This window comes from Frigoribacterium sp. VKM Ac-2836 (assembly GCF_013248995.1).
GTDB lineage: Bacteria > Actinomycetota > Actinomycetes > Actinomycetales > Microbacteriaceae > Frigoribacterium.
The window spans coordinates 199051-218344 of record NZ_JABRPK010000003.1 but is presented as its reverse complement, the minus strand read 5'-3'; the positions used below and the strand labels follow the sequence as shown (position 1 = coordinate 218344).

Annotated in this window: 15 protein-coding genes; 3 read left to right on the top strand and 12 right to left on the bottom strand. The window is 72.5% G+C overall.

Features of this window, described 5'->3' with window-relative positions:
• From HRF36_RS12575 to HRF36_RS12565, 3 genes are all read right to left on the bottom strand, one after another.
• Positions 1-950: chaplin family protein (locus HRF36_RS12575; RefSeq protein ID WP_173210402.1), on the bottom strand; the 950-nt coding region annotated here is incomplete at its 3' end.
• A 99-nt stretch (positions 951-1049) separates the two neighbouring features.
• Complete coding sequence (locus HRF36_RS12570; RefSeq protein ID WP_173210400.1) at positions 1050-2114, bottom strand: hypothetical protein; 1065 nt, start codon at positions 2112-2114, stop codon at positions 1050-1052.
• Positions 2115-2294: 180 nt separating this feature from the next.
• A complete protein-coding gene (locus HRF36_RS12565; protein WP_173210398.1) occupies positions 2295-2981 on the bottom strand; it encodes a TetR family transcriptional regulator in 687 nt (228 codons plus the stop codon).
• Positions 2982-3183: 202 nt separating this feature from the next.
• Between HRF36_RS12565 and HRF36_RS16150 the strand changes: the two genes are divergently transcribed.
• A complete protein-coding gene (locus HRF36_RS16150; RefSeq protein WP_173210396.1) occupies positions 3184-4512 on the top strand; it encodes an ice-binding family protein in 1329 nt (442 codons plus the stop codon).
• A gap of 103 nt (positions 4513-4615) precedes the next feature.
• Here HRF36_RS16150 and HRF36_RS12555 read toward each other — a convergent pair whose 3' ends face one another.
• From HRF36_RS12555 to HRF36_RS12540, 4 genes are all read right to left on the bottom strand, one after another.
• Positions 4616-6031, bottom strand: a complete 1416-nt coding sequence (locus HRF36_RS12555; RefSeq protein ID WP_173210394.1) for a LamG-like jellyroll fold domain-containing protein — start codon at positions 6029-6031, stop codon at positions 4616-4618.
• 35 nt (positions 6032-6066) lie between these two features.
• Positions 6067-6672, bottom strand: coding sequence for a hypothetical protein (locus tag HRF36_RS12550; protein ID WP_173210392.1), 606 nt, complete (start codon positions 6670-6672; stop codon positions 6067-6069).
• 183 nt (positions 6673-6855) lie between these two features.
• Positions 6856-8568: an AarF/UbiB family protein gene (locus HRF36_RS12545; protein WP_173210390.1), complete on the bottom strand. Its 1713-nt coding sequence runs from the start codon at positions 8566-8568 to the stop codon at positions 6856-6858.
• Positions 8569-8573: 5 nt separating this feature from the next.
• On the bottom strand, positions 8574-9116 hold the full coding sequence (locus HRF36_RS12540; protein ID WP_254281305.1) for a PadR family transcriptional regulator: 543 nt from the start codon (positions 9114-9116) through the stop codon (positions 8574-8576).
• A 388-nt stretch (positions 9117-9504) separates the two neighbouring features.
• On the opposite strand from HRF36_RS12540, the gene HRF36_RS12535 reads away from it, so the two are divergent.
• Complete coding sequence (locus HRF36_RS12535) at positions 9505-11502, top strand: Ig-like domain repeat protein (protein ID WP_173210388.1); 1998 nt, start codon at positions 9505-9507, stop codon at positions 11500-11502.
• A 70-nt stretch (positions 11503-11572) separates the two neighbouring features.
• Here the strand turns inward: HRF36_RS12535 and HRF36_RS12530 are convergent, their stop codons facing one another.
• The 5 genes from HRF36_RS12530 to HRF36_RS12510 form a co-directional block, all read right to left on the bottom strand.
• Positions 11573-12358 (bottom strand): SDR family oxidoreductase, encoded by a 786-nt coding sequence (locus HRF36_RS12530; RefSeq protein ID WP_173210386.1) that lies wholly within the window; start codon positions 12356-12358, stop codon positions 11573-11575.
• A gap of 144 nt (positions 12359-12502) precedes the next feature.
• Positions 12503-14857 carry a beta-glucosidase gene (locus HRF36_RS12525; protein ID WP_173210443.1) on the bottom strand — a complete coding sequence of 785 codons (2355 nt, stop codon included), beginning with the start codon at positions 14855-14857 and terminating at the stop codon, positions 12503-12505.
• Positions 14858-14904: 47 nt separating this feature from the next.
• Positions 14905-15810 (bottom strand): carbohydrate ABC transporter permease, encoded by a 906-nt coding sequence (locus tag HRF36_RS12520; RefSeq protein ID WP_173210384.1) that lies wholly within the window; start codon positions 15808-15810, stop codon positions 14905-14907.
• Positions 15807-16841: a carbohydrate ABC transporter permease gene (locus HRF36_RS12515; RefSeq protein ID WP_371740154.1), complete on the bottom strand. Its 1035-nt coding sequence runs from the start codon at positions 16839-16841 to the stop codon at positions 15807-15809. Before HRF36_RS12515 ends, HRF36_RS12520 begins: the two co-directional genes overlap by 4 nt.
• Positions 16842-16851: 10 nt before the next feature.
• Complete coding sequence (locus HRF36_RS12510) at positions 16852-18138, bottom strand: ABC transporter substrate-binding protein (protein ID WP_173210383.1); 1287 nt, start codon at positions 18136-18138, stop codon at positions 16852-16854.
• Positions 18139-18285: 147 nt separating this feature from the next.
• On the opposite strand from HRF36_RS12510, the gene HRF36_RS12505 reads away from it, so the two are divergent.
• Positions 18286-19293, top strand: coding sequence for a LacI family DNA-binding transcriptional regulator (locus HRF36_RS12505; RefSeq protein WP_173210439.1), 1008 nt, complete (start codon positions 18286-18288; stop codon positions 19291-19293).
• The last annotated feature ends 1 nt before the right edge of the window (position 19294 follow it).

Genomic DNA, 19294 nt, shown 5'->3' with positions numbered 1-19294 from the left:
CCCACGGTCACGGGCAGCCCCACCGACGGCACGACCTGCGTGCCCCCGAGGATGCCGTCGTCACCACTGGTGCTGCCACCGGTCGTACCGGTGCCGGTGCCGGGGCCGGTCGAACCCGCTCCGGTCGTGGTCCCCGTGCTGGACGAGTCACCGACCACCGAGATCGCGTTGCCACCCACGGTCACGGGCAGCCCCACCGACGGCACGACCTGCGTGCCCCCGAGGATGCCGTCGTCACCACTGGTGCTGCCGGTGGCCGAGCCGGCGGGGGCGACGTCAGCCGCGCCTCCGGCCGGGGTCTCGGTCGAGGCTCCGGTGCTCGCGGAGTCACCGACCACCGAGATCGCGTTGCCACCGACCGTGACCGGCAGGGTCAGGTCGACGAGCGCCTGCGTGCCCGAGCCGATCGCGTCGTCACCCGACGTCGTGGCCGGTGCGGGCGCGGTCGGTGCGGCCGGGGCGGGCGCCGGCGCGGTCGGCGCCTCGACGGGAGCAGCGGTGCTGGTGGAGTCGCCCAGCACCGAGACGGCATTGCCGCCGACGCTGACGGGCACGTCGATCGAGACGATGCCCTGGCTGCCCGAGAGCAGGCCCGAGTCGCCGCTCGTCGTCGTGACGGGTACGGCGGGTGCTACGGGTGCCGCAGGAGCCGCCGGTGCAACGACGGGCGCGGCAGGTGCAGCGACCGGCGCGGTAGGTGCCGCGACCGGGGCGGCAGGTGCCGCGACCGGGGCGGCGGGTGCCGCGGTGGTGCTGCTCGCGTCGCCGAGGACGCTGACGGCGTTGCCGAGGGCCGAGACCGGGGCCTCGACCACGGCGCCGATCTGGGTGCCCGAGAGCAGCCCGTCGTCACCGGTGGTGGTCGCCGCGTTCGCGGCGGTCGTTCCGAGGGCCCAGATGCCCCCGACGAAGAGCGCTCCCATGAGCCCTCTCGAGACGTACTTGTTCATGGTCTTCTCCAAGAGATGAGGTGTGTGGTGCCGCGTGGTCGCGGCGGGGTCGCTGATGTCGCCGGCAGCGGGAACGCTGCCGGGGCGACGCGACCGGCCTCAGTCGGGAGAAGAGTCGGTGTCGTACGCAGGCGTCGACGGGAGGTCGTCGTCGCCGTCCGCGGAGCCCGCCGACACGGCGAGTCCGGGAAGCTGGGAGGCGCGGGTCGCGTCGAGCGCGACGGCCCCGCCGGCCGCGCCTCCACCCGAGGCCTGACCGTTCGCGCTGCCGCCGGTGCTCGAGGGCAGGGCGGGCGTGCCGTGGTCGTCGCCGGTGGGAAGCGGCGCGGGGCCGGGGCCGGGCGCGAGGGGCACGGTGGTCGCCTCGACGGCCGGCGTCGAACCGGAGGAGGCGATGTGCGCCCGCAGGACGGTCATCGCGTCGGACGCGTCGTCGGCCGAGGTCGAGGCGGTCACGAGGGAGTCGCTGGCCTCGACGACAGCAGGGCCGTCGACGACGGTCTCGGCGCCGGTGGGGGCATCGCCCGCGGGCAGCGTGGTATCGGGCACGGGCGTGACGCCCTCGGGCACGACCGGCACGGCCGGCACGACGGGCACGACGGGAACGACCGGCACGACGATCGGAGCGGCCGGAGCCGCCGCCGAGTCGCCGACCGCGGCGAGTCCGCCGTCGACGACGCCCGTGAGCGGGTCGGTCACGGTCGAGACGGGTGCGGGGCCGGTGACCGTCGACACCACGGGCACGGCCGCGACGACGTGGTCCACGGTCTGCGCGACGGGCGCGACGACCGACGAGACGGGCGCCGCGGCCGCGACGTGTTGGACGGCCTGTGGCACCACCGGGGCGGCGGCCTGCACGACCTGCTGCACCGGGGGCGCGACGGCCGTGGCCTGGACGGCGACGTCCGTGACCTGCGACACGGCGCCTCCAGCGGTCTGCCCCACGGCGGCCACGGGGGCGTCGAGCGACCCGGCGACCTGGCCGACGGCCGAGGTGACACCGCCGAGCAGTGACGACGGGGCCTCGTCGGCCGAGGCCGAGGTCGACGAGAAGGCGAGTCCGAGACCGACCAGGCCGATCGCGGCGAGACCGGAGAGTCCGAGGAGGCGCGCGAGACGGAGCGGGGCGGGTCGCCTCGTCGTCGTCTCGGCCGTCTGATCCACGGCGCACCTTCTTCGGTCGCGTCTCACGTCGAGGTAGTTGGCCTCGGCGTCGGGGTCGTGCCCCTCATCGCGCTGGTAAGACGCGATGTGCCGTCTTTTCTACGCCGACCGCCGGGAGATGTCCATGAGAACACCTCAGATGTACCCCGATCATGCCGATTCTCTCCAGGCGACGAGACCTCAGACCAGCTCGAGGTCCCAGGCCGGTGGCACGTACACCGAGCCCCAGCCGGCCCGCAGCCGTGTGATCGCCCGGTCGAACGAATCGAGCACGTCCATGTCGCGTCGGACCATCGACTGCAGCTGCAGGCCCTCGTACAGGGCGATCAACTGCTCGGCACCTCGGGCCGGTTGCATCGTCTCGGGTTCACGGCCGAGGTCGACGTCTCGCACGAGGGAGGTGTGGATCAGGCGATAGAACTGTTGCCATTGGTCGTGCAAGAGGGGTGCCAGGGGATGCCCGGGTGTGGCGGCGACGTTCACGGTGGCGCTGAGCAGGCGCATCAACGCCGGTTCGGCGGCGTTCGCCACGACGATGGCACGCAGCAGGGCGATCGTGCCGTGGGTCTCGACGAGGGGCAGCAGAGGACGGGTGCGACGGCCGACCCAGAGGTCGACGGTCGCCAGCACCAGGCCGTTCCAGTGCGTGAACTCGTCCCTCACGGTCTTGACCGGCAGGTCGACCGCTCGGGCCACCAGCTCGAACGAGGCCTCGTGGAAAGCGTGCTCGCTGAAGACGCGCATGGCCGCCTCGACGATGGCGATGCGCCGCTCCACGGCGGCGGAGGGGGCTCCGAACGGGGTGGCGGGGGTGGTCGTCGTGGCCGTCGGGGCGTCCGACGACTCGGGGTGGGTCTCGTGGATCACGCATCGACGTTACGGACCGCACGGCGCACGAGTCGACGCCCAGTCCGGGGTACACGGGTGCCGCTGCGTCGGTCGCGACGACAGAAAAAGCTTCAAAGATTGAGTTATCAGGGAGACCCGCGTATACCTCAGGTAACGGGGAACGCCCACACGAACCGATCACGTGTGTCCAGGTGCCTCCTCTTCCCAGTCAGGTGGCGCCATGCCCCGTTCGACGTCTACTTCCCTCCTCGCCCGCTCGGGGCTCGTCCTCGGCGTCGCCGCCGCCTTCACGGTGGCCTCGGCCCTCCCCGCGAGCGCCGCGAACGTCATCGACGGCCCCGTCGACCTCGGGTCGGCCCGCAGCTACGCCGTGCTCGCCGCCTCGACGGTCACCAACACCGGCCCCAGCGTGGTGAACGGCGACGTCGGCCTCAGCCCCGGCTCCTCGGTCACCGGGTTCGACGCCGGTGGCCCCGGCGTGATCGTCGGGGGCGTGCAGCACGTGGCCGACGAACCCGCGCGGCTCGCGCAGCAGGACCTCACCTCGGCCTACGACGTGGCCGCGGCGCTCACCCCGCAGGAGAGCAACGTCGTCGACCTGGCCGGTCGGTCGCTGTCGCCCGGCGTCTACTCGGGGGACGCGGTGCAGCTCACCGAGAACGGCAGCCTCGCGTTCGCCGGTTCCGATCGGTCGGTCTGGGTCATCCAGGCCGCGAGCACCCTGACCATCGGCGCGAACACGACCATGACCTTCTCCCAGGGCGCCAGCGCGTGCAACGTCTTCTGGCAGGTCGGCAGCTCGGCCACCCTCCTCGCCGACGCGGACTTCCGCGGGACCATCCTCGCGCAGGAGTCCATCACCGCGACCACGGGTGCGACCGTCGTCGGACGACTCCTCGCCCGCACCGGCGCCGTGACGCTCGACACCAACACCCTCGCCGTGCCCGCGGCCTGCCCCACGGTCGGCACGCCGTCCGAGACCGTCGCCCCGACCATCACGTCGGGCAGCCCGACGACGGCGACCGAGGGCACCCCGTACTCCTTCACCGTCACGGCGACCGGTGCCCCGGCCCCGACCTTCACCGTCACCACCGGCACCCTGCCGGCCGGACTCACGCTGAACGGCGCCACCGGCGAGATCTCGGGCACCCCGACCACCCCCGGCGACACCACCGTCACCATCACGGCTGACAACGGCACGACGCCGCCCGACACCGCGGACTACACGGTCACGGTCACCCCGGCCGTCGTCGTCACGCCGCCCCCGGGCGACGGCGGCACCCCTCCCGGCACCGTGACTCCCCCCGGCGCGACCACGCCGCCCGGCGCGACCACGCCGCCCGGCGCGACCACGCCGCCCGGGACGACCACGCCGTCGACCCCGGCCACCCCCGTCTCCGACCGGAACGGCACCGGCCCCCGCGGCGACCTCGCCTACACGGGTGCGGACACCACGCTGCCGGTGATCGGTGCCGGCCTGGTCCTGCTCCTCGGTGCCGCCCTCGTCACCGTCACGGCCATCCGACGCCGCCGCCTGGCCCGCTCCTGACCGACGGGTACACCGGCGGCGCCTCGCTCGACCGACCCGCGCCTCCTGACCGAGGCCCCGGGCCCGGGTCCCCGGTCGCCGGTCGACGGACGCCGGTCGACGCTCACCGGCTGGCCGCGTACCTCGCGCTCACCTCGGCCGCCGTCGAGGCGACGTCGAGGACCATCGTGTCGTCGAGGTCGCCCCGGAAGTGCTTGCTGGTCGGCGGCGAGGGCCAGGGCGCGTTCACCGCGTCGTAGCCGATGCGCCAGTAGCCTCGGGCGTTCTCGGCCGCCGCCTGGGACGACGACCCGACCGGTGCGCCGTCCACGTAGAGCGTCATGCCCGAGGAGTCCAGGGTCGCCGTCGCGAGGTGCCACGCACCGTCGGTGTACGTCGACGGGCTCTGCAGGGTGAAGTACCCGCCGCTGTAGACGCCGAAGATCAGCGTGCCCCGGTCGGTCAGGTAGAGGTGACGGTCGTACTGTCCCGACGCGCCCGCCTGGCTGTTCCCGAAGCCGATCAGCTTGCCGCCCGTCGTCGTGGTCGTGCGGAACCAGGTCTCGACGGTGAAGACCTGGGGGCCGTCGACGTTCAGCCCCGTCGTGACCTGACCGTCCACGCCGTCGAGCCTCAGGAACGGGCCGTCACCGGGGGCGCACGTGCCGCCCGTGATCGTGGCCCCGGGGGTGAGGGTGCCCGGTCGTCCGCTGCCGCTGCTGTCGCGCGCCGTCGTGCCGACCCCGTCGTTGAACTGGTAGGCGAACCGCGCCTGCGCCGCGACCGGGCGGTCGAGGCAGGCGAACCGCGAGGTGGCGAGCACGCTCGAGGTCGAGGTCGAGGCCGAGAACGCCGCGTGGCTCGAGCCGACGACGAGGAACAGCACGGCCACCCCGGCCACCACGGTGAGGGCGACGCCCGCGACCCGAGCCGCGCGCGACCGCCCCGACGGCTGCGAGGGCGCGCGATGACGGGACGGGGCGAGGGGGTCGACGACGTCCTCGCTGGTCGGCTCGAGCCGCGTCGCCGCGAGCAGGAGCAGCACGACGAGGGACACGACGAGCACGCCCACGACGCGGTCGCCGCCGTGCCAGAGCATCGGCGACCCGATGGACGGCACGAGCAGGACCCCGACGCCGTGCACGGCCTCGGCGGCGACGGGGCTCGAGTCGACCTCGGCGTTGGCGTCGCCCTTGAGTCGCAACGACCCGTCGTCGGTCGTGTCGACCAGACGGTGCAGCCGCAGCTCCCCGGTCCGGTCCGGATCGTCGACGAGTAGCACCTGCCCCGCGTCGAGGTCGGCGGTGTCGACGGGCATCGCCACGACCACGTCCCCGGCGGCGATCGCGGGCGACATCGACCCCGTGACCACGGTCGTGGGCGACCAGCCCCAGAGGGCCGGGACGGCCGCCCAGAGCAGGAGGCACACGGCCGTCGTCAGGACGACCCGCGCGATCGTCGCCAGGCACAGCGCACCCCAGAACGACAGGTCGGAGCGGACCTGCGAGGTGGTGGCGGCGGGGGCCGCGAGGGTCGTCATGTCGGCGTGTTCCGGCTCGGGCGTCGTCTCCCGCGTCAGCGGGTCTGGGCCTCCCAGGTGAAGGCGATCGCCGCGCGCGAGTCCTGACCGGTGTTCGGCGTCGACTGGCTGAGCGCGTACGTGAACTCGAACGAGCGGGACTCGGCGGCCGTCCCGTCCGGTGACCAGGTCGGGGCGCCGGTCGCGTAGCCGGTCCGTTGGCTCGCGAAGTCGGCGAGGGTGCCCGAGAAGACCTGCGCACCCTGGCTCGCCGGGGTGAAGCCGTCACACGAGGCGCTGGACGCGCCCGACCCCTGCTGGATCGTCAGGTCGAGGAAGGACGAGAGCGAGTTGGTCGTGGTCGCCGCGGTGCCGTAGAGCCGGACCGACGAGGGCAGGCTGCCCGCCGAGGTGACCGTGATGCACCTCGTGCCGGTGTCACCGGGCATCAGGCCCGAGGCCGAGAACAGGGCGACGTCGGAATCGTCGTCCGTGAGCTGCACGGTGCCGGTCGACCAGTTGCTCGTCGGGTTCGAGGTGGTGGCCGAGAAGGCCGAGTACGACGCCGTCGAGATGATGGCGCCGGAGGCGATGACGGCGACGGGCACGGCGGCCCAGCGGGCGCGACGCGTCCAGCGGGCGCGACTGATCGATCGGGACATGTCGGGGAGTCCTTCGGGTGGGGTGCGTCGCGGCCCCCATGGTGCGGGTCGGGAGGAGGCGCAGACGTGTCGGCACGGTGCCGATGATGCGAAAGTACCGACGAACGGTCACGTCGGTGAGGGTCTCGCTGTCCCCAGTGAGGGGGAACCACCTGTACCCCTTTCGAGCCCGGACGTCGGTCGTCAGCGTCCGCGACCGGACAGCAGGGCGTAGAGCAACGGGACCACCGAGACGATCATCAGCACGGTGCCGACGACGTCGTCGCCACTGCGCAGGACGGCGCCGGCGACGAGCAGCGCCCCGAAGAGCACGGCCGAGACCACGCGCCGGGCGGTCCGCTCGATGCGCGTCAGCTGGCGCTCGAGTCGCGGGCTGCCCACCTCGAGCGTGCCGTCCTCGAGTCGCGTGACCAGATGGTCGAGGCGGCCGGGCAGGCGCACGGCCACGGTCGCGGCGTCGACGGCACGACGTGTGACGTCCTGCACCGCGTTGCCCCGCTCGTCGCGGATCAGTTGCGCGGCGTAGGGCTCCACCGAGTCCCAGAGGTTGAAGGCGGGGTCGAGCGCGCTGGCGACCCCCGAGGTCAGCGTCATCGCGCGCAGGACGAGCAGGAAGTCCTCGGGCAGCTGGAACGGCAACGACCGGATGAGATCACCGAACTGTCCGGCGAACTCGCGGTACTCGCGGGGGTCCACCTGGCGCAGTTCGGCGAAGCCCATGCCGCCGAAGCGCGCGAAGGTGGCGGTCACCGCCCGCTCGAGGCCGACCGTGTCGGCGCTCGGCAGCAGGACGCCGAGGTCGCGCATGGCGTTCACCATGCCCGAGCCGTCCCGGGAAGCCGCCGCGATCAGCAGCTTGCGCAAGCCCGTCCTGGTGCCCGTCGGCACCTCGCCCATCATGCCGAAGTCGATGAAGGTGAGCTTCCACGGCCGCTGCCCGTCCGTCGCGCCGGGCACGGGGGTGACGAAGATGTTGCCGGGATGCGGGTCGGCGTGGAAGAACCCGTGGGTGAAGAGCTGCTCGAACATCACCTCGGCGAAGACGGGCGCGACCTCGGCCGGGTCGATGCCGGCGGCGGCGAGCGCCGCGACGTCGGTGATCTTGATCGCCGACACGTCGTCCAGTACGAGGACGCGTCGCGTGGTCCGCTCCCAGACGACGTCGGGCACGCTCACGCGGTCGTCACCGGCGAAGTCCGCGGCGAAGCGGGCCGAGTTGGAGGCCTCGTTCAGGTAGTCGATCTCTTCGAGGCTGGTACGGGCGAACTCCTCGACCAGGGCGGGGGCGTCGACCCGGTCCGACACCAGACGGACGTGGCTGAGCCAGCCGCCGACGCGGCGGAGGGCCGCCAGGTCGACGTCGACGACGGCGTCGATTCCCGGCCGTTGCACCTTGAGCACGACGTCGCGGAGTCCCGTGTCGGCCGCGTCCGCGGGGCCGAGCGTGGCGCGGTGCGCCTGCCCGAGCGATGCGGCGGCGATGGGTGACTCGGCCACGGACGCGAACACCTGCGAGAGGGGTCGGCCCAGCTCGGCCTCGGCCAGGGCACGGATTCCGGCGAAGGGGACGGGCGTGACCTCGTCCTGCAGCCCCTCGAGTTCTTTCGTGATCTCGGGCGGCAACACGTCGAGACGCGATGACAGGTACTGCCCGACCTTGATCATCAGGCCGCCGAGATCGAGCGCCAGCGTGTGGAAGCCCCGGGCGAAACGCCGCATGCGCCGGGCACGGGTGCGCTCGGCCAGTCGGCGCAGGCCGAAGCGCGGAAGCACGAGCTCGAACCACCAGGTGACGGCGAGGTGCCGTGAGGCGAACCGCAGGATGCGACGGTAGCGTGCGCGACCGGCACGGTCGCGCACGGGCGGACGGGACGCGGAGGGGTCGGTCGACGCCACTCTCGTCAGTCTCGGGCGAGGATCGAGTAGATGCGACGACGGGCCTCGTCGAGCACCGCCACCGCCTCGTCGACCTGCTCGGGCGAGCCCGTCCGGCCGACCTGTGCCGTGGCACGGGCGAGCTCGACGCCGGCCTTGGGCAGGGCACGGAACCGGTCGCCCGTGGCGGAGCGCTCGGGCTCCCACGGGGCCGACGGGTCGACCCCGGCGGCGGCTCGACCGGCCTCGGTGAGCGAGTAGACCTTGCGGCCGTCGGTCTCCTCGGCGGCAACGAGCCCCTCGTCGGAGAGCAGCTGCAGGGTCGGGTACACCGATCCGGCGCTGGGCTTCCAGTCGCCGCCGCTGCGCTCGTCGATCTCGCGGATGATCTGGTAGCCGTGCATCGGTCGTTCGGCCAGCAGCGCGAGGATCGCGGCGCGCACCTCGCCCCGGGGCGCCCTGGTGCCCTCGCGGCGGTCGAAGGTCGAACGGAGCTGCTCCATCGCCTGCCACATGCCGTCGAGGCCGTTGCCGAGACCGAAGCTGCCGGGTGCTGACGTGCTGCTCATGGTGTTCTCCTTGTCGAGGGTGGAACGGGGTCGAACGATACCCGGACGATATACCCTCGCCCCTGACCCGTCAGGGCCGACGCCCAGGCAGGAGGCGCGGCCTCGGGCAGCCCGAACGGTCCTGTTCTGGGGGTGCCGACGTCCTCGGACGGGGGGTTCGGGCCGCCGGACGAGGGTGGTTGAGTTCCATTCGTGGGCGTGAACCCCCACCGACGGCTCGCTGCCGTCACCTCTCCGGCGTTCCCCGACGTCCGCCGGAGAACACCTGCCGCCTCGACGTTCCCCGACGTCCGTCGAGGCGGCAGGGCCTCCCTCGTCGCCCGACGTCCGATGGAGGCGCGCATCCCTCGGTGACGACCCGCGCCTCCGAGATCCCCAGGAGTGCTCCATGCCGTCGTTCCCGATCCGCCGCCTCGCGGCGACCACCGCGGCAGCGGCCCTGGTGCTCACCGCCCTGGCGACCGCCCCGGCCCAGGCCGCGAGCCCTCCGGCCGCCGCGTCCGCCGCCGCGCCCGTGACGACTTCCGCCGCCTCGACGACCGCCGCAGGCGCACCCGCCGATCTGTCCCGCGACATGGTGACGGTGCCGGCCGCGCCCCTGTTGAGGGCCCGCACCGACGACGCCGTGTCGCCGGCGACGGGGGTGACGACCCACCCGGTCTACGTCAGCGTCGCCACGGTGACGGCCGCGACCTCGGACGACTCCCCCACGCCGCCTGACGAGGCCTCGATCCGCGCCGCCGTCACGCAGCTGCACGACTACTGGTGGGCGGAGTCGGGCCACACCGTGGACGTGACCCTCGCCGGCATCGAGACCCGCCCGCTCGGGCAGGCCTCGTGCGTCCCGGCCACGGTGCTCAACACGGTCCACACCGCGGCCTTCGGGGGCCGCTTCGCCAAGTACGCGTGGGCCGGCACGAACGAGCACCTGATCGTGCTGAGCCGTGAGACCTGCGGCACCACGGCGACGGCGTTCGGCACGGTCGGCGGCGACGGCGGCGAGGTGTTCAGCTCGTACGGCGCGGGCAGCGCGCTCGGCGTCCCGGTCCTGCTGCACGAGTTCGGCCACAACCTGGGCTTCGGCCACGCCGGCGCCGGCATGTGCCGCAGCACGACCTCGTTCGACGGCGCCGCGAGCGACTACCGCTACGCCACGTCGACCGACTCCCCCGCCGCCTGCCCCGTGCTCGAGTACGGGGACTTCCTCGACATCATGGGCTACTCGGTCTCGTCGGCCCGCCCCCACCTGTCCTCCGTGCAGCGCGTCCGAGCCGGGTTCATGACCGACGTGACCACCCTCAGCGGCGCGGGCACCACCCGCCAGGTCGTCGTCACCTCGCTCGACGGCACCGCGACGGGCCGCGCCCTGAAGGTCGTCGACCCGATCAGCGGGCAGGACTACTACGTCGAGTACCGCACCGCCACCGGAACGGACGCCACCAGCGCCGAGTTCGGCGGTCGAGCGGCGTCCTGCGCCGTCGCCGCGCCGGGCTTCACCCGCTGCGGGCTCACCAGCGACAGGACGACCGGCAGCGTGCGGGTGCTCCGACCGCTCACCCTCGCCGGCAGCACGGTGTCGACCGTGGCCCTCGCCGTCGGTCTCGACACGAAGCGCGACCCCAGCCGCCGTGACACGCACCTCGACGCGGGCGAGTCGTTCACGAGCGCGAACGGCGGTTTCACCGTCTCCGTCCGCTCGATGACCCCGTCGGGAGGCGCGGTGCTCGACGTCACGCTGGCCGGCGCCGCGAAGCAGCAGCCCGTCGCAGCCCCCGCCCCGGCGTCGGCCGTCGCCACGGCGAGCACGCTGACCGTCGACCGGACGCGCCAGACCTACGGCTCGCCGACGCGCATCACCGCCACGACGCGGGTCGTCACGACCGACGGGTCGACCCCGACCGGCACCGTGACGCTGCGGGACGGGACCACCACGGTCGGCTCCGCGCGGGTCGGCACCGACGGTCGTGCGGCGGTGACCCTCCCGGCGACGACCAGGTCGGGCGCCCACCCGCTCCGCGCCTCCTTCGTGCCCGACACGGCCGCGCAGGCCGGGTCGACCTCGGCGATCGTGACGGTCACGGTCGACAAGGCGTCGTCGACGAGTGCCCTGTCGACCGGCACGACCCCCGTGAAACGGAACGCCGCGGCGAACGTGACGGTGACGGTCGCGTCGCCCGGTGTCGCGAGACCCGAGGGCGTCGTCACCGTCTCGGCCGGTGGCACGGTGCTCGGGTCGACGCGGCTCACGAGCGCGAGCGGGGGCCGGGTCAGCGTCCCGGTCTCGTCGTTCACGCGAGCCGGCGTCTACGCCCTGACGGCCTCGTACGCCGGGACCGACGACGTGTCGGCGAGCGTCTCGAAGCGGATGATCGTCGTCGTCCGCTGACGCCGGAGGCGCGGGTCGGGCCACCCGTAGGGCCGCGGGCCGGCAGCTCGGGTGACGCCCGGAACGCGCGTCAGTACTTCGCGGACTGTCCGCCGTCGATCGGCACGACCGCCGCGTTGACGTAGGTGGCGTCGTCCGACAGGAGGAAGGCCACGACCGAGGCGATCTCGTCCGCCTTGCCGTACCGCTTGGTGGGGTTGATCTGGATGAACTGCTCGGCGGCCTTCTCGGGGTTCTCGGCGTCGATCTGGCGCATCGAGGCCTCGACCATCGGGGTCCAGATGGCGCCGGGAGCGATCGCGTTGACGCGGATGCCGAACTCGCCGTACTCGACGGCCGAGTTGCGGGTGAGGCCGACGACGCCGTGCTTGGCCGCGGCGTAGCCCGACTGGTTGCCGACGCCCCGGATGCCGCCGACGCTCGCCGTGTTGACCACGGCACCGCCGTCGCCCTGCGAACGCATGACGCCGAGAACCTTCTCGAGGCCGAGGAACACACCTCGCAGGTTGATCGAGACCACCTTGTCGAACTCGTCCGCGCCGAACCGCTCCGTGAGGTTCTGCTTGCCCTCGATGCCGGCGTTGTTGAAGAACGCGTCGATGCGGCCGAACCGCTCGATGGTCGCCGACACGTAGCGGGCGACGTCGTCCTCGCTCGACACGTCGGCGGTGACGGTCAGCACCTCGGCACCGGCGACGGCCTCGAGCACGGCGGCCTGCGAGTCGGCGAGCCCCTTCTCGGAGACGTCCACGAGCGCGAGCTTCGCCCCTTCGCTCGCGACGCGGACGGCGGTCGCGCGGCCGAGACCCGACCCTCCGCCCGTGATGAGGACGACCTTGTCGGTGAAACGTTCCATGGGACGGGCTCCGGTTCTCTCGTTCGGTGGGGCCCGACGCGGCGCCGGGCCAGTCGCCGGGCGGCTGCGCGCGGCTCCTATCAAGGCTACACATGTCGCCTTACTGCCCCCTGACCCCGCTCAGGCCACCCGAGGAGGCGCGGGTCAGCTCGGGACGGGCGTCCCGATCTCGACGCCGACGAGCCGTTCGTCGGCGATCGTCACCGGGTACGCCTCGCCGGTGATCCGCACGGCGGCCTCGGTCTCGCGCTCGGCGCACGAACCGCCGACCCAGAGCTCGACGTCGCCGGGCTCCACGACCCGTCGGTGGTGCCGGTCGGTCAACGCCAGGCGGGCGGTGGGCACGCGGAAGGCGACCCGTGCCTCCTCGCCCGGGTCGAGCGGGACGCGCGCGTAGCCGAGCAGCTGCGCGACCGGCCGGGTGACCGATCCGACGACGTCGTGGGCGTAGAGCTGCACGAGATCGGTGCCGGGGCGTGCGCCCGTGTTGGCGACCGTCACCGACACGACGAACGAGCCGCCCGCCGCCACCTCGGCGTGGTCGACGACGAGGTCGGACCGCCGCCACGACGTGTACGACAGACCGTGCCCGAACGGCAGGACCGGCGTGCTGTCGGCGCTCGTCACCTCGGACGGCCCGCCGAGCACCGGGTGCAGGTACGAGAACGGCTGGGCCCCCGCCGACCGCGGAAGCGACACGGGCAGGTGCCCGGACGGCTCCACGCTGCCGGTCAGCACGCCGGCGACGGCGGACCCGCCCTCCTCACCCGGGAAGAACGCCTGGACGACGGCGGCGGGTGCCCCCGCGCCCGACACCGCCCAGCCGACGGCGTACGGCCGACCCGAGAGCACGACCATGACGGTCGGCGTGCCGGTGGCGACGACCGCCTCGACGAGTTCGCGCTGCACCCCGGGCAACTCGAGGCTCTCGACGTCGTTCCCCTCACCGACGGTGCCCCGGCCGAAGAGGCCGGCCCGGTCGCCGACGACCACCACGGCGACCTCGGCCGCGCGGGCGGCGGCCACGGCGGCGGCGATGCGGGACCGGTCGGCGCCCTCGACGCCGCAGCCCGCCTCGACCACGACCTGGGTCGCCGGCAGCTCGGTGCGCAGACCGTCGGCCACGGTGGGCAGCTCGATGCCGAGCGGCACGCCGGGGTGGTGCGCCAGCACGTGGTTGACGAACGAGTAGCAGCCCATCAGGGCCTCGGCGCTGTCCCCGTTGGGGCCGACCACCGCGATCGAGGCCGGACCGGCACCGTCGGCACCATCGGCACCCCGCACCAGCGGCAGCACGCCGTCGTTGGTGAGCACGACGACCGACTCGTCGGCCAGCTGCCGGGCGATGGCCCGGTGCTCGGCCGAGTCGAGGTCGATCGAGGTGGGCGGCGGCGTCTCGAACGTCTCGTCCAGCAGCCCCAGTTCGTCTTTCTCGGCCAACACGCGCAGCACCGCCCGATCGACCAGCGCCTCGTCGACCTCGCCGTTACGGACCCGCTCGGCCAGGGGCTCGAGGTAGGCGTCGCCGGTGGGCAGCTCGACGTCGATGCCGGCCTCCAGTGCCAGCGCAGCGGCCTCGCCCCGGTCGGCCGCGACGGCGTGCATCACCTGCAGGAACGCCACCGAGAAGTAGTCCGACACGACCACCCCGTCGAATCCCCACCGTCGGCGCAGCACGTCCGTCAGGTACGACGGTGTGCCGGCGACCGGCACCCCGTCGATCTCGGCGTACGAGTTCATCACCGACCGCACCCCGCCGTCGAGGACGGCCATCTCGAACGGGGGCAGCAACACGTCCTCGACGAACCGCGGCCCGACCTGCGCGGGCGCGTGGTTGCGACCGGCCGCCGACGTCGAGTAGCCCACGAAGTGCTTCAGCGTCGCGTGAACACCGGCCGCCTGCAGCCCCTTCACGTAAGCCGTGCCGATGGTGCCGACGACGTACGGGTCCTCGGCGATGCACTCGTCGACCCGGCCCCATCGCGGGTCGCGGATCACGTCGAGCACGGGCGCGAGCCCCTGGTGCACGCCGAGGTCGCGCATCGACCCGCCGATCAGCCGCGCCATGCGCTCGACCAGCTCGGGGTCGAACGACGCGCCCCAGGCCAGCGGCGTCGGGAACGTCGCGGCCTGCCAGGCGGCGAGGCCCGTGAGGCACTCCTCGTGCACCAACGCGGGGATGCCCAGACGGGTCTCGGAACGGAGGCGGCGTTGCTCGCGCCACAACCAGGAGGCGCGCTCGACCGGGTCCACCGGCCGCGTGCCGTAGACCCGCGTCAGGTGGCCGAGTCCGTGGCGGGTCGCCTCGTCGTAGTCGCCCGAGGTCGCCATCTCGCCCTGCATCGGAGCCACGTTGCCCGCGCCCCGATCGACCCACCAGCCGACCAGCTGCGCGAGCTTCTCGTCGAGGGTCATCTCGGCCAGCAGCGACCTCACCCGGGCGGAGGCGCGGGGTTCGCCGGTCGTGGGGGTCTGCGGTCGCTGGATGGTGTCGGTCATGTCGGCTCGCGCCTCCTGGTCTGTGACGGTGGCGGTGTCGGTGGCGGTCATCCCTTGACCGCCCCGGTGAGCCCGCCGACGATGCGGCGTTCGAAGAGGCTGAAGAAGATCAGCGCGGGCAGCATCGAGAGCGCCGTGAAGGCGAGCACCCGGGCCGTGTCGACCGAGTACTGCGACGAGAACGCCTGCACGCCGAGCGGCAGCGTGAACGTCGACGGGTCGTTGAGGATGAACAGCGGCAGCAGGTACGAGTTCCAGGCGCCGATGAACGCGAGGATGCCGACGGTGATCACGCCGGGCAGAGACAGCCGCACCACCATGCGGAAGAAGAAGCCGAGGCGGCTGCACCCGTCGATGAACGCGGCCTCTTCGATCTCGTCGGGGATCGCCCGGAGGAACGGCACGAGGATGATGATCGTGGTCGGCAGGGCGAAGGCGATCTGCGGCAGGATCACGCCGGCCAGCGAGTTCGTCAGCCCGAGGTCGCGGATCACGAGGTACAGCGGCGTGATCGCGACGGTCATCGGGAACATCAGGCCCGCCGCGAACAACGCGTAGAGAACCCCGCGACCGGCGAAGCGGTACCGGGCCAACACGTAGCTGGCGGCCAGGCCGAGCGCGACGGTGCCGATCGTGGTCGCCCCGGCCGAGATCAGCGAGTTGCCGACCTGCCGCCAGAACGTGCCGCCGGTCAGCACGTCGAGGTAGTTGCCGACCTGCCACGGGCTGGGGAACCCGGACGGGTCCGTCGTGATCTGCGCGTTGGTGCGGAAGCCGCCGATCACGATGAACGCGACGGGAGCGAGCATGGCCACGACGACGACCGCCGCGACCACGTACGCGACGCCGCGTCCGGGGTCCGCGATGCCGCGCCTCCTGCGCGTGGTCGGCCGAGGGGTCGCCGGGGCAGGGGCGCCGCCGCGCGGGCGGGCGGGCAGGGTGCTGGCGGTCATCGTTCTTCTCCTGCGGTGGTGGCGGAGGTCGTGACGGCCCCGGCCGTGTCGCGTCGCAGCACGAAGCGTTGGTAGACGAGGGCGACGACGAGCGAGATGAGGAACAGCACGACCGCGACGGCGTTGCCGTAGCCGTAGCTGCCCGAGGTGCGGCCGTTGGCGACCATGTACGTGGCCATGGTCGAGGTGCCGGCGGTCGCCGCGATGTACTGGCCCCAGATGATGTAGACGAGGTCGAACAGCTGCAGTGAGCCGATGATCGACAGGAACGCCCAGATGCGCAGGGTGGGTCCGAGCAGCGGCAGCGTGATGCGTCGTTGGATCTGCCACCAGCTCGCGCCGTCGATGGCCGCGGCCTCGCTGAGTTCTTCGGGCACGCCCTGCAACCCGGCGAGGAAGAGGATGACGGCGAAACCGACGTACTTCCACGTGATGATCACGAGCAGGGTCCAGATGGCGATGCTGGGGTCGGCGAGCCAGTCGGTGGCGAGCGAGCCGAGCCCGACCTTGGTCAGCAGGTCGTTGACGGCGCCGCTGCCCTGCAGCATGAGGCTCCAGCCCGTCCCGACGACGACCTCGCTGATGACGTAGGGGACGAAGATCAGCACGCGGATCAGCGACTGCCCACGCAACTTGCGGTTGAGCAGCAACGCGAGGCCGATGGCGACCGGGCCCTGCAGCACGAGCGAGAGCACGACGATCGTGGCGTTGTGCCGGAGCGCGTCGAGGAAGGTCGGGTCCTGGAAGATCGTGACGTAGTTGCGGAACCCGACGAAGTCGGTCGGCGGGCCGAAGCCCTGCCAGCTGAAGAAGCCGTAGTAGGCGGCCATCACGATGGGGAACACCACGAACGCCAGGAACACCACGAGGGCGGGGCCGACGAGCAGGGCGATCTCGAGGCCGCGGGCGCCACGCCCCTTCCGGGACACGGCCCGGGAGGCCACCGGGGGCGATGCGAGTGCATCGCCCCCGGCGGTGGCGTGAGGCCGCGAGGGTGCGGCGGGCCGCACGGAGGGTTCGCGGAGACTCACGAGGCGCCCCCTACGCCTTCTTGGCGGCGGCGTCGACGGCGTCGACGAACTGCTGCGGCGTGCCGTCACCCGAGAGCAGGTCGACCACGGCCACGTTCATCGCGTTGCCGACGTTCAGACCGTAGACGGTGTCGAGCCACTGCGACACGAACGGGGCGTCGTTGTAGGCGCTGAGCACGTCCTGCAGGTAGGGCTCGGTGACGGCCTGCTGGGCGACCGTGTTCACGGGAGGCGCGTTGAAGGCCTTGTAGTAGGCCTCCTGCACGTCGGGGGTCGCCAGGTAGTTGAGGAAGTCCACGCACGAGTCGGGGGCACCGGCCGAGCACGAGTAGCCGTCGACGCCGCCCATGATCGCGCCGGCCTCGCCGTCACCACCCGGGACGGAGGGGAAGGGGAACCAGCCGAGGTCGGACAACGGCTTCTGGTCGGGCGTGAGCGAGGCGATGACGCCCGGGTCCCACGCACCCATCAGTTCCATGCCGGCCTGGCGGTTGGCGATGAGGCCGGCCGAGCTGCCGGCGCCCTGCTGGGCGGCCGTCGTGAGGAACCCGTCGTTGAAGGGCTCGGTGTCGCGGAAGTCGGCGAGGTCCTCGGCGGCCTTGACCCAGCAGTCGTCGCTGAAGTCACGGTCGGTCGCGGCCTGTTCGAGGACGTCCGAGCTGCACGAACGCAGCGCGAAGAAGAAGTACCAGTGGGCCGCGGGCCAGGCGTCCTTGCCGCCGAGGGCGACGGGCGAGACGCCCGAACCCTTCAACGCGGTGACGGCCTGGTCGAGCTCGTCCATCGTCGTCGGTGCCTCGGTGATGCCTGCGGCGTCGAAGAGGTCCTGGCTGTACCAGAAGCCACCGGGGAGCACCGCGACGGGCATCGAGTAGACCTTGCCGTCGACCGAACCCGACCCGAAGGTCCCCTCGCTGATGTCGTTCTTCGCGTCGTCCGAGATGACGTCGGTGATGTCCTTGACCTGCCCGGCCGAGACCATCGCCTGCAGCTTGCCGCCGCCGCGCTGCAGGAACACGTCAGGGGCGTCTCCCGAGTTGAGGGCCGTCTGCAGCTTGCTGTCGAAGTCCTCGTTCTGCACGGTCTGGACGTCGATCGTCACGTCCGGGTTGGCCTTCTCGAAGTCGGCTGCGGTCGCGGTCCAGAAGTCCTGGCCGGGGCCGGTCGTCGAGTTCTGCCAGAGGGTGAGCGTGCCGTCGTCCGACCCGCCTCCGCCCCCGGTGCTGCAGCCGGTCAGGAGTCCCGCTCCGATCAGCAGGGCCGCCGACCCGGCCAGGAGCCGTCGAGATGTGGTCATGGTTCCACCTTTTCCTCTTCGTTGAGCGGCCGTGGTCGGCCGAGCGTGCCGTGCTCCGATGCGCGGCATGGCCTCAGTGTCGAAAACGCCGGAGGTGGTGTCAAACGTTTTCGAAAACAATTTCCGTCGCGCTAGGCTGCCGACGTGATGACGGCACGGGTGACGATCCACGACGTGGCGCGGGCGGCCGGGGTGTCGGTGGCCACCGTGTCGAAGGCGGTCAACGGCCGCTACGGCGTCTCGGCGCAGGCGATCGAGCGCGTGATGGCGGCGGTGGACGAGCTGGGCTACGAGTCGAGTCTCGTGGCCAGCAGCATGCGGGCCCGCCGCACCGGGGTGATCGGCGTGCTGGTCGCCGACTTCGAGCCGTTCAGCTCCGAGGTGCTCAAGGGGGTCGGGGCGGCCGTGCGGTCGCGGGGCGCCGAGTACGACCTGCTGGCCTACAGCGGTGCGCACCGCGGGGAGAACACCGGGTGGGAGCGCCGCTCGCTCAGCCGGTTGAGCGGCACGCTGATCGACGGCGCGATCCTCGTCACGCCGTCGGTGCTGACGACGGCCTCGAGCATCCCCGTGGTGGCCGTCGACCCCCACACCGGTCGCACCGATCTGCCCTCGGTCGAGGGCGACAGCCGCGGTGGCGCGCTGCTCGCCGTCGAGCACCTGCTCGGGCTGGGGCACCGGCGCATCGGCTTCCTGGCCGGACGCCCCGACCTGCGGTCGGCGTCGTTACGCGAGGCCGGCTACGTCCAGGCGTTGCGGGCGGCGGGCATCACGCGTGACCCCGGGCTGACGCGCAACGGCGACTTCGAGTTGACGGCCTCACGTCAGGCGGCCCGCTCGCTGCTGACCAGCGCCGATCGGCCGACGGCGGTCTTCGCCGCCAACGACCTCTCGGCCATCGCCCTGCTGCGCACCGCCCTCGACCTCGGCCTGCGGGTGCCCGACGACCTCAGCATCGTCGGGTTCGACGACATCCCCGAGGCCTCTCGCGAGTCACCCCCGCTGACGACCGTGCAGCAACCCATGCAGCGCCTCGGCAGCGTGGCGGCGAGCATGCTCTTCACGATGCTCGAGGGCGGCGAGCCCGCCGCGCCCGAGGTGCAGCTGCCGACCCGCCTCGTGGTGCGCGGGACGACGGGGCCGCCGCGCGGTTGAC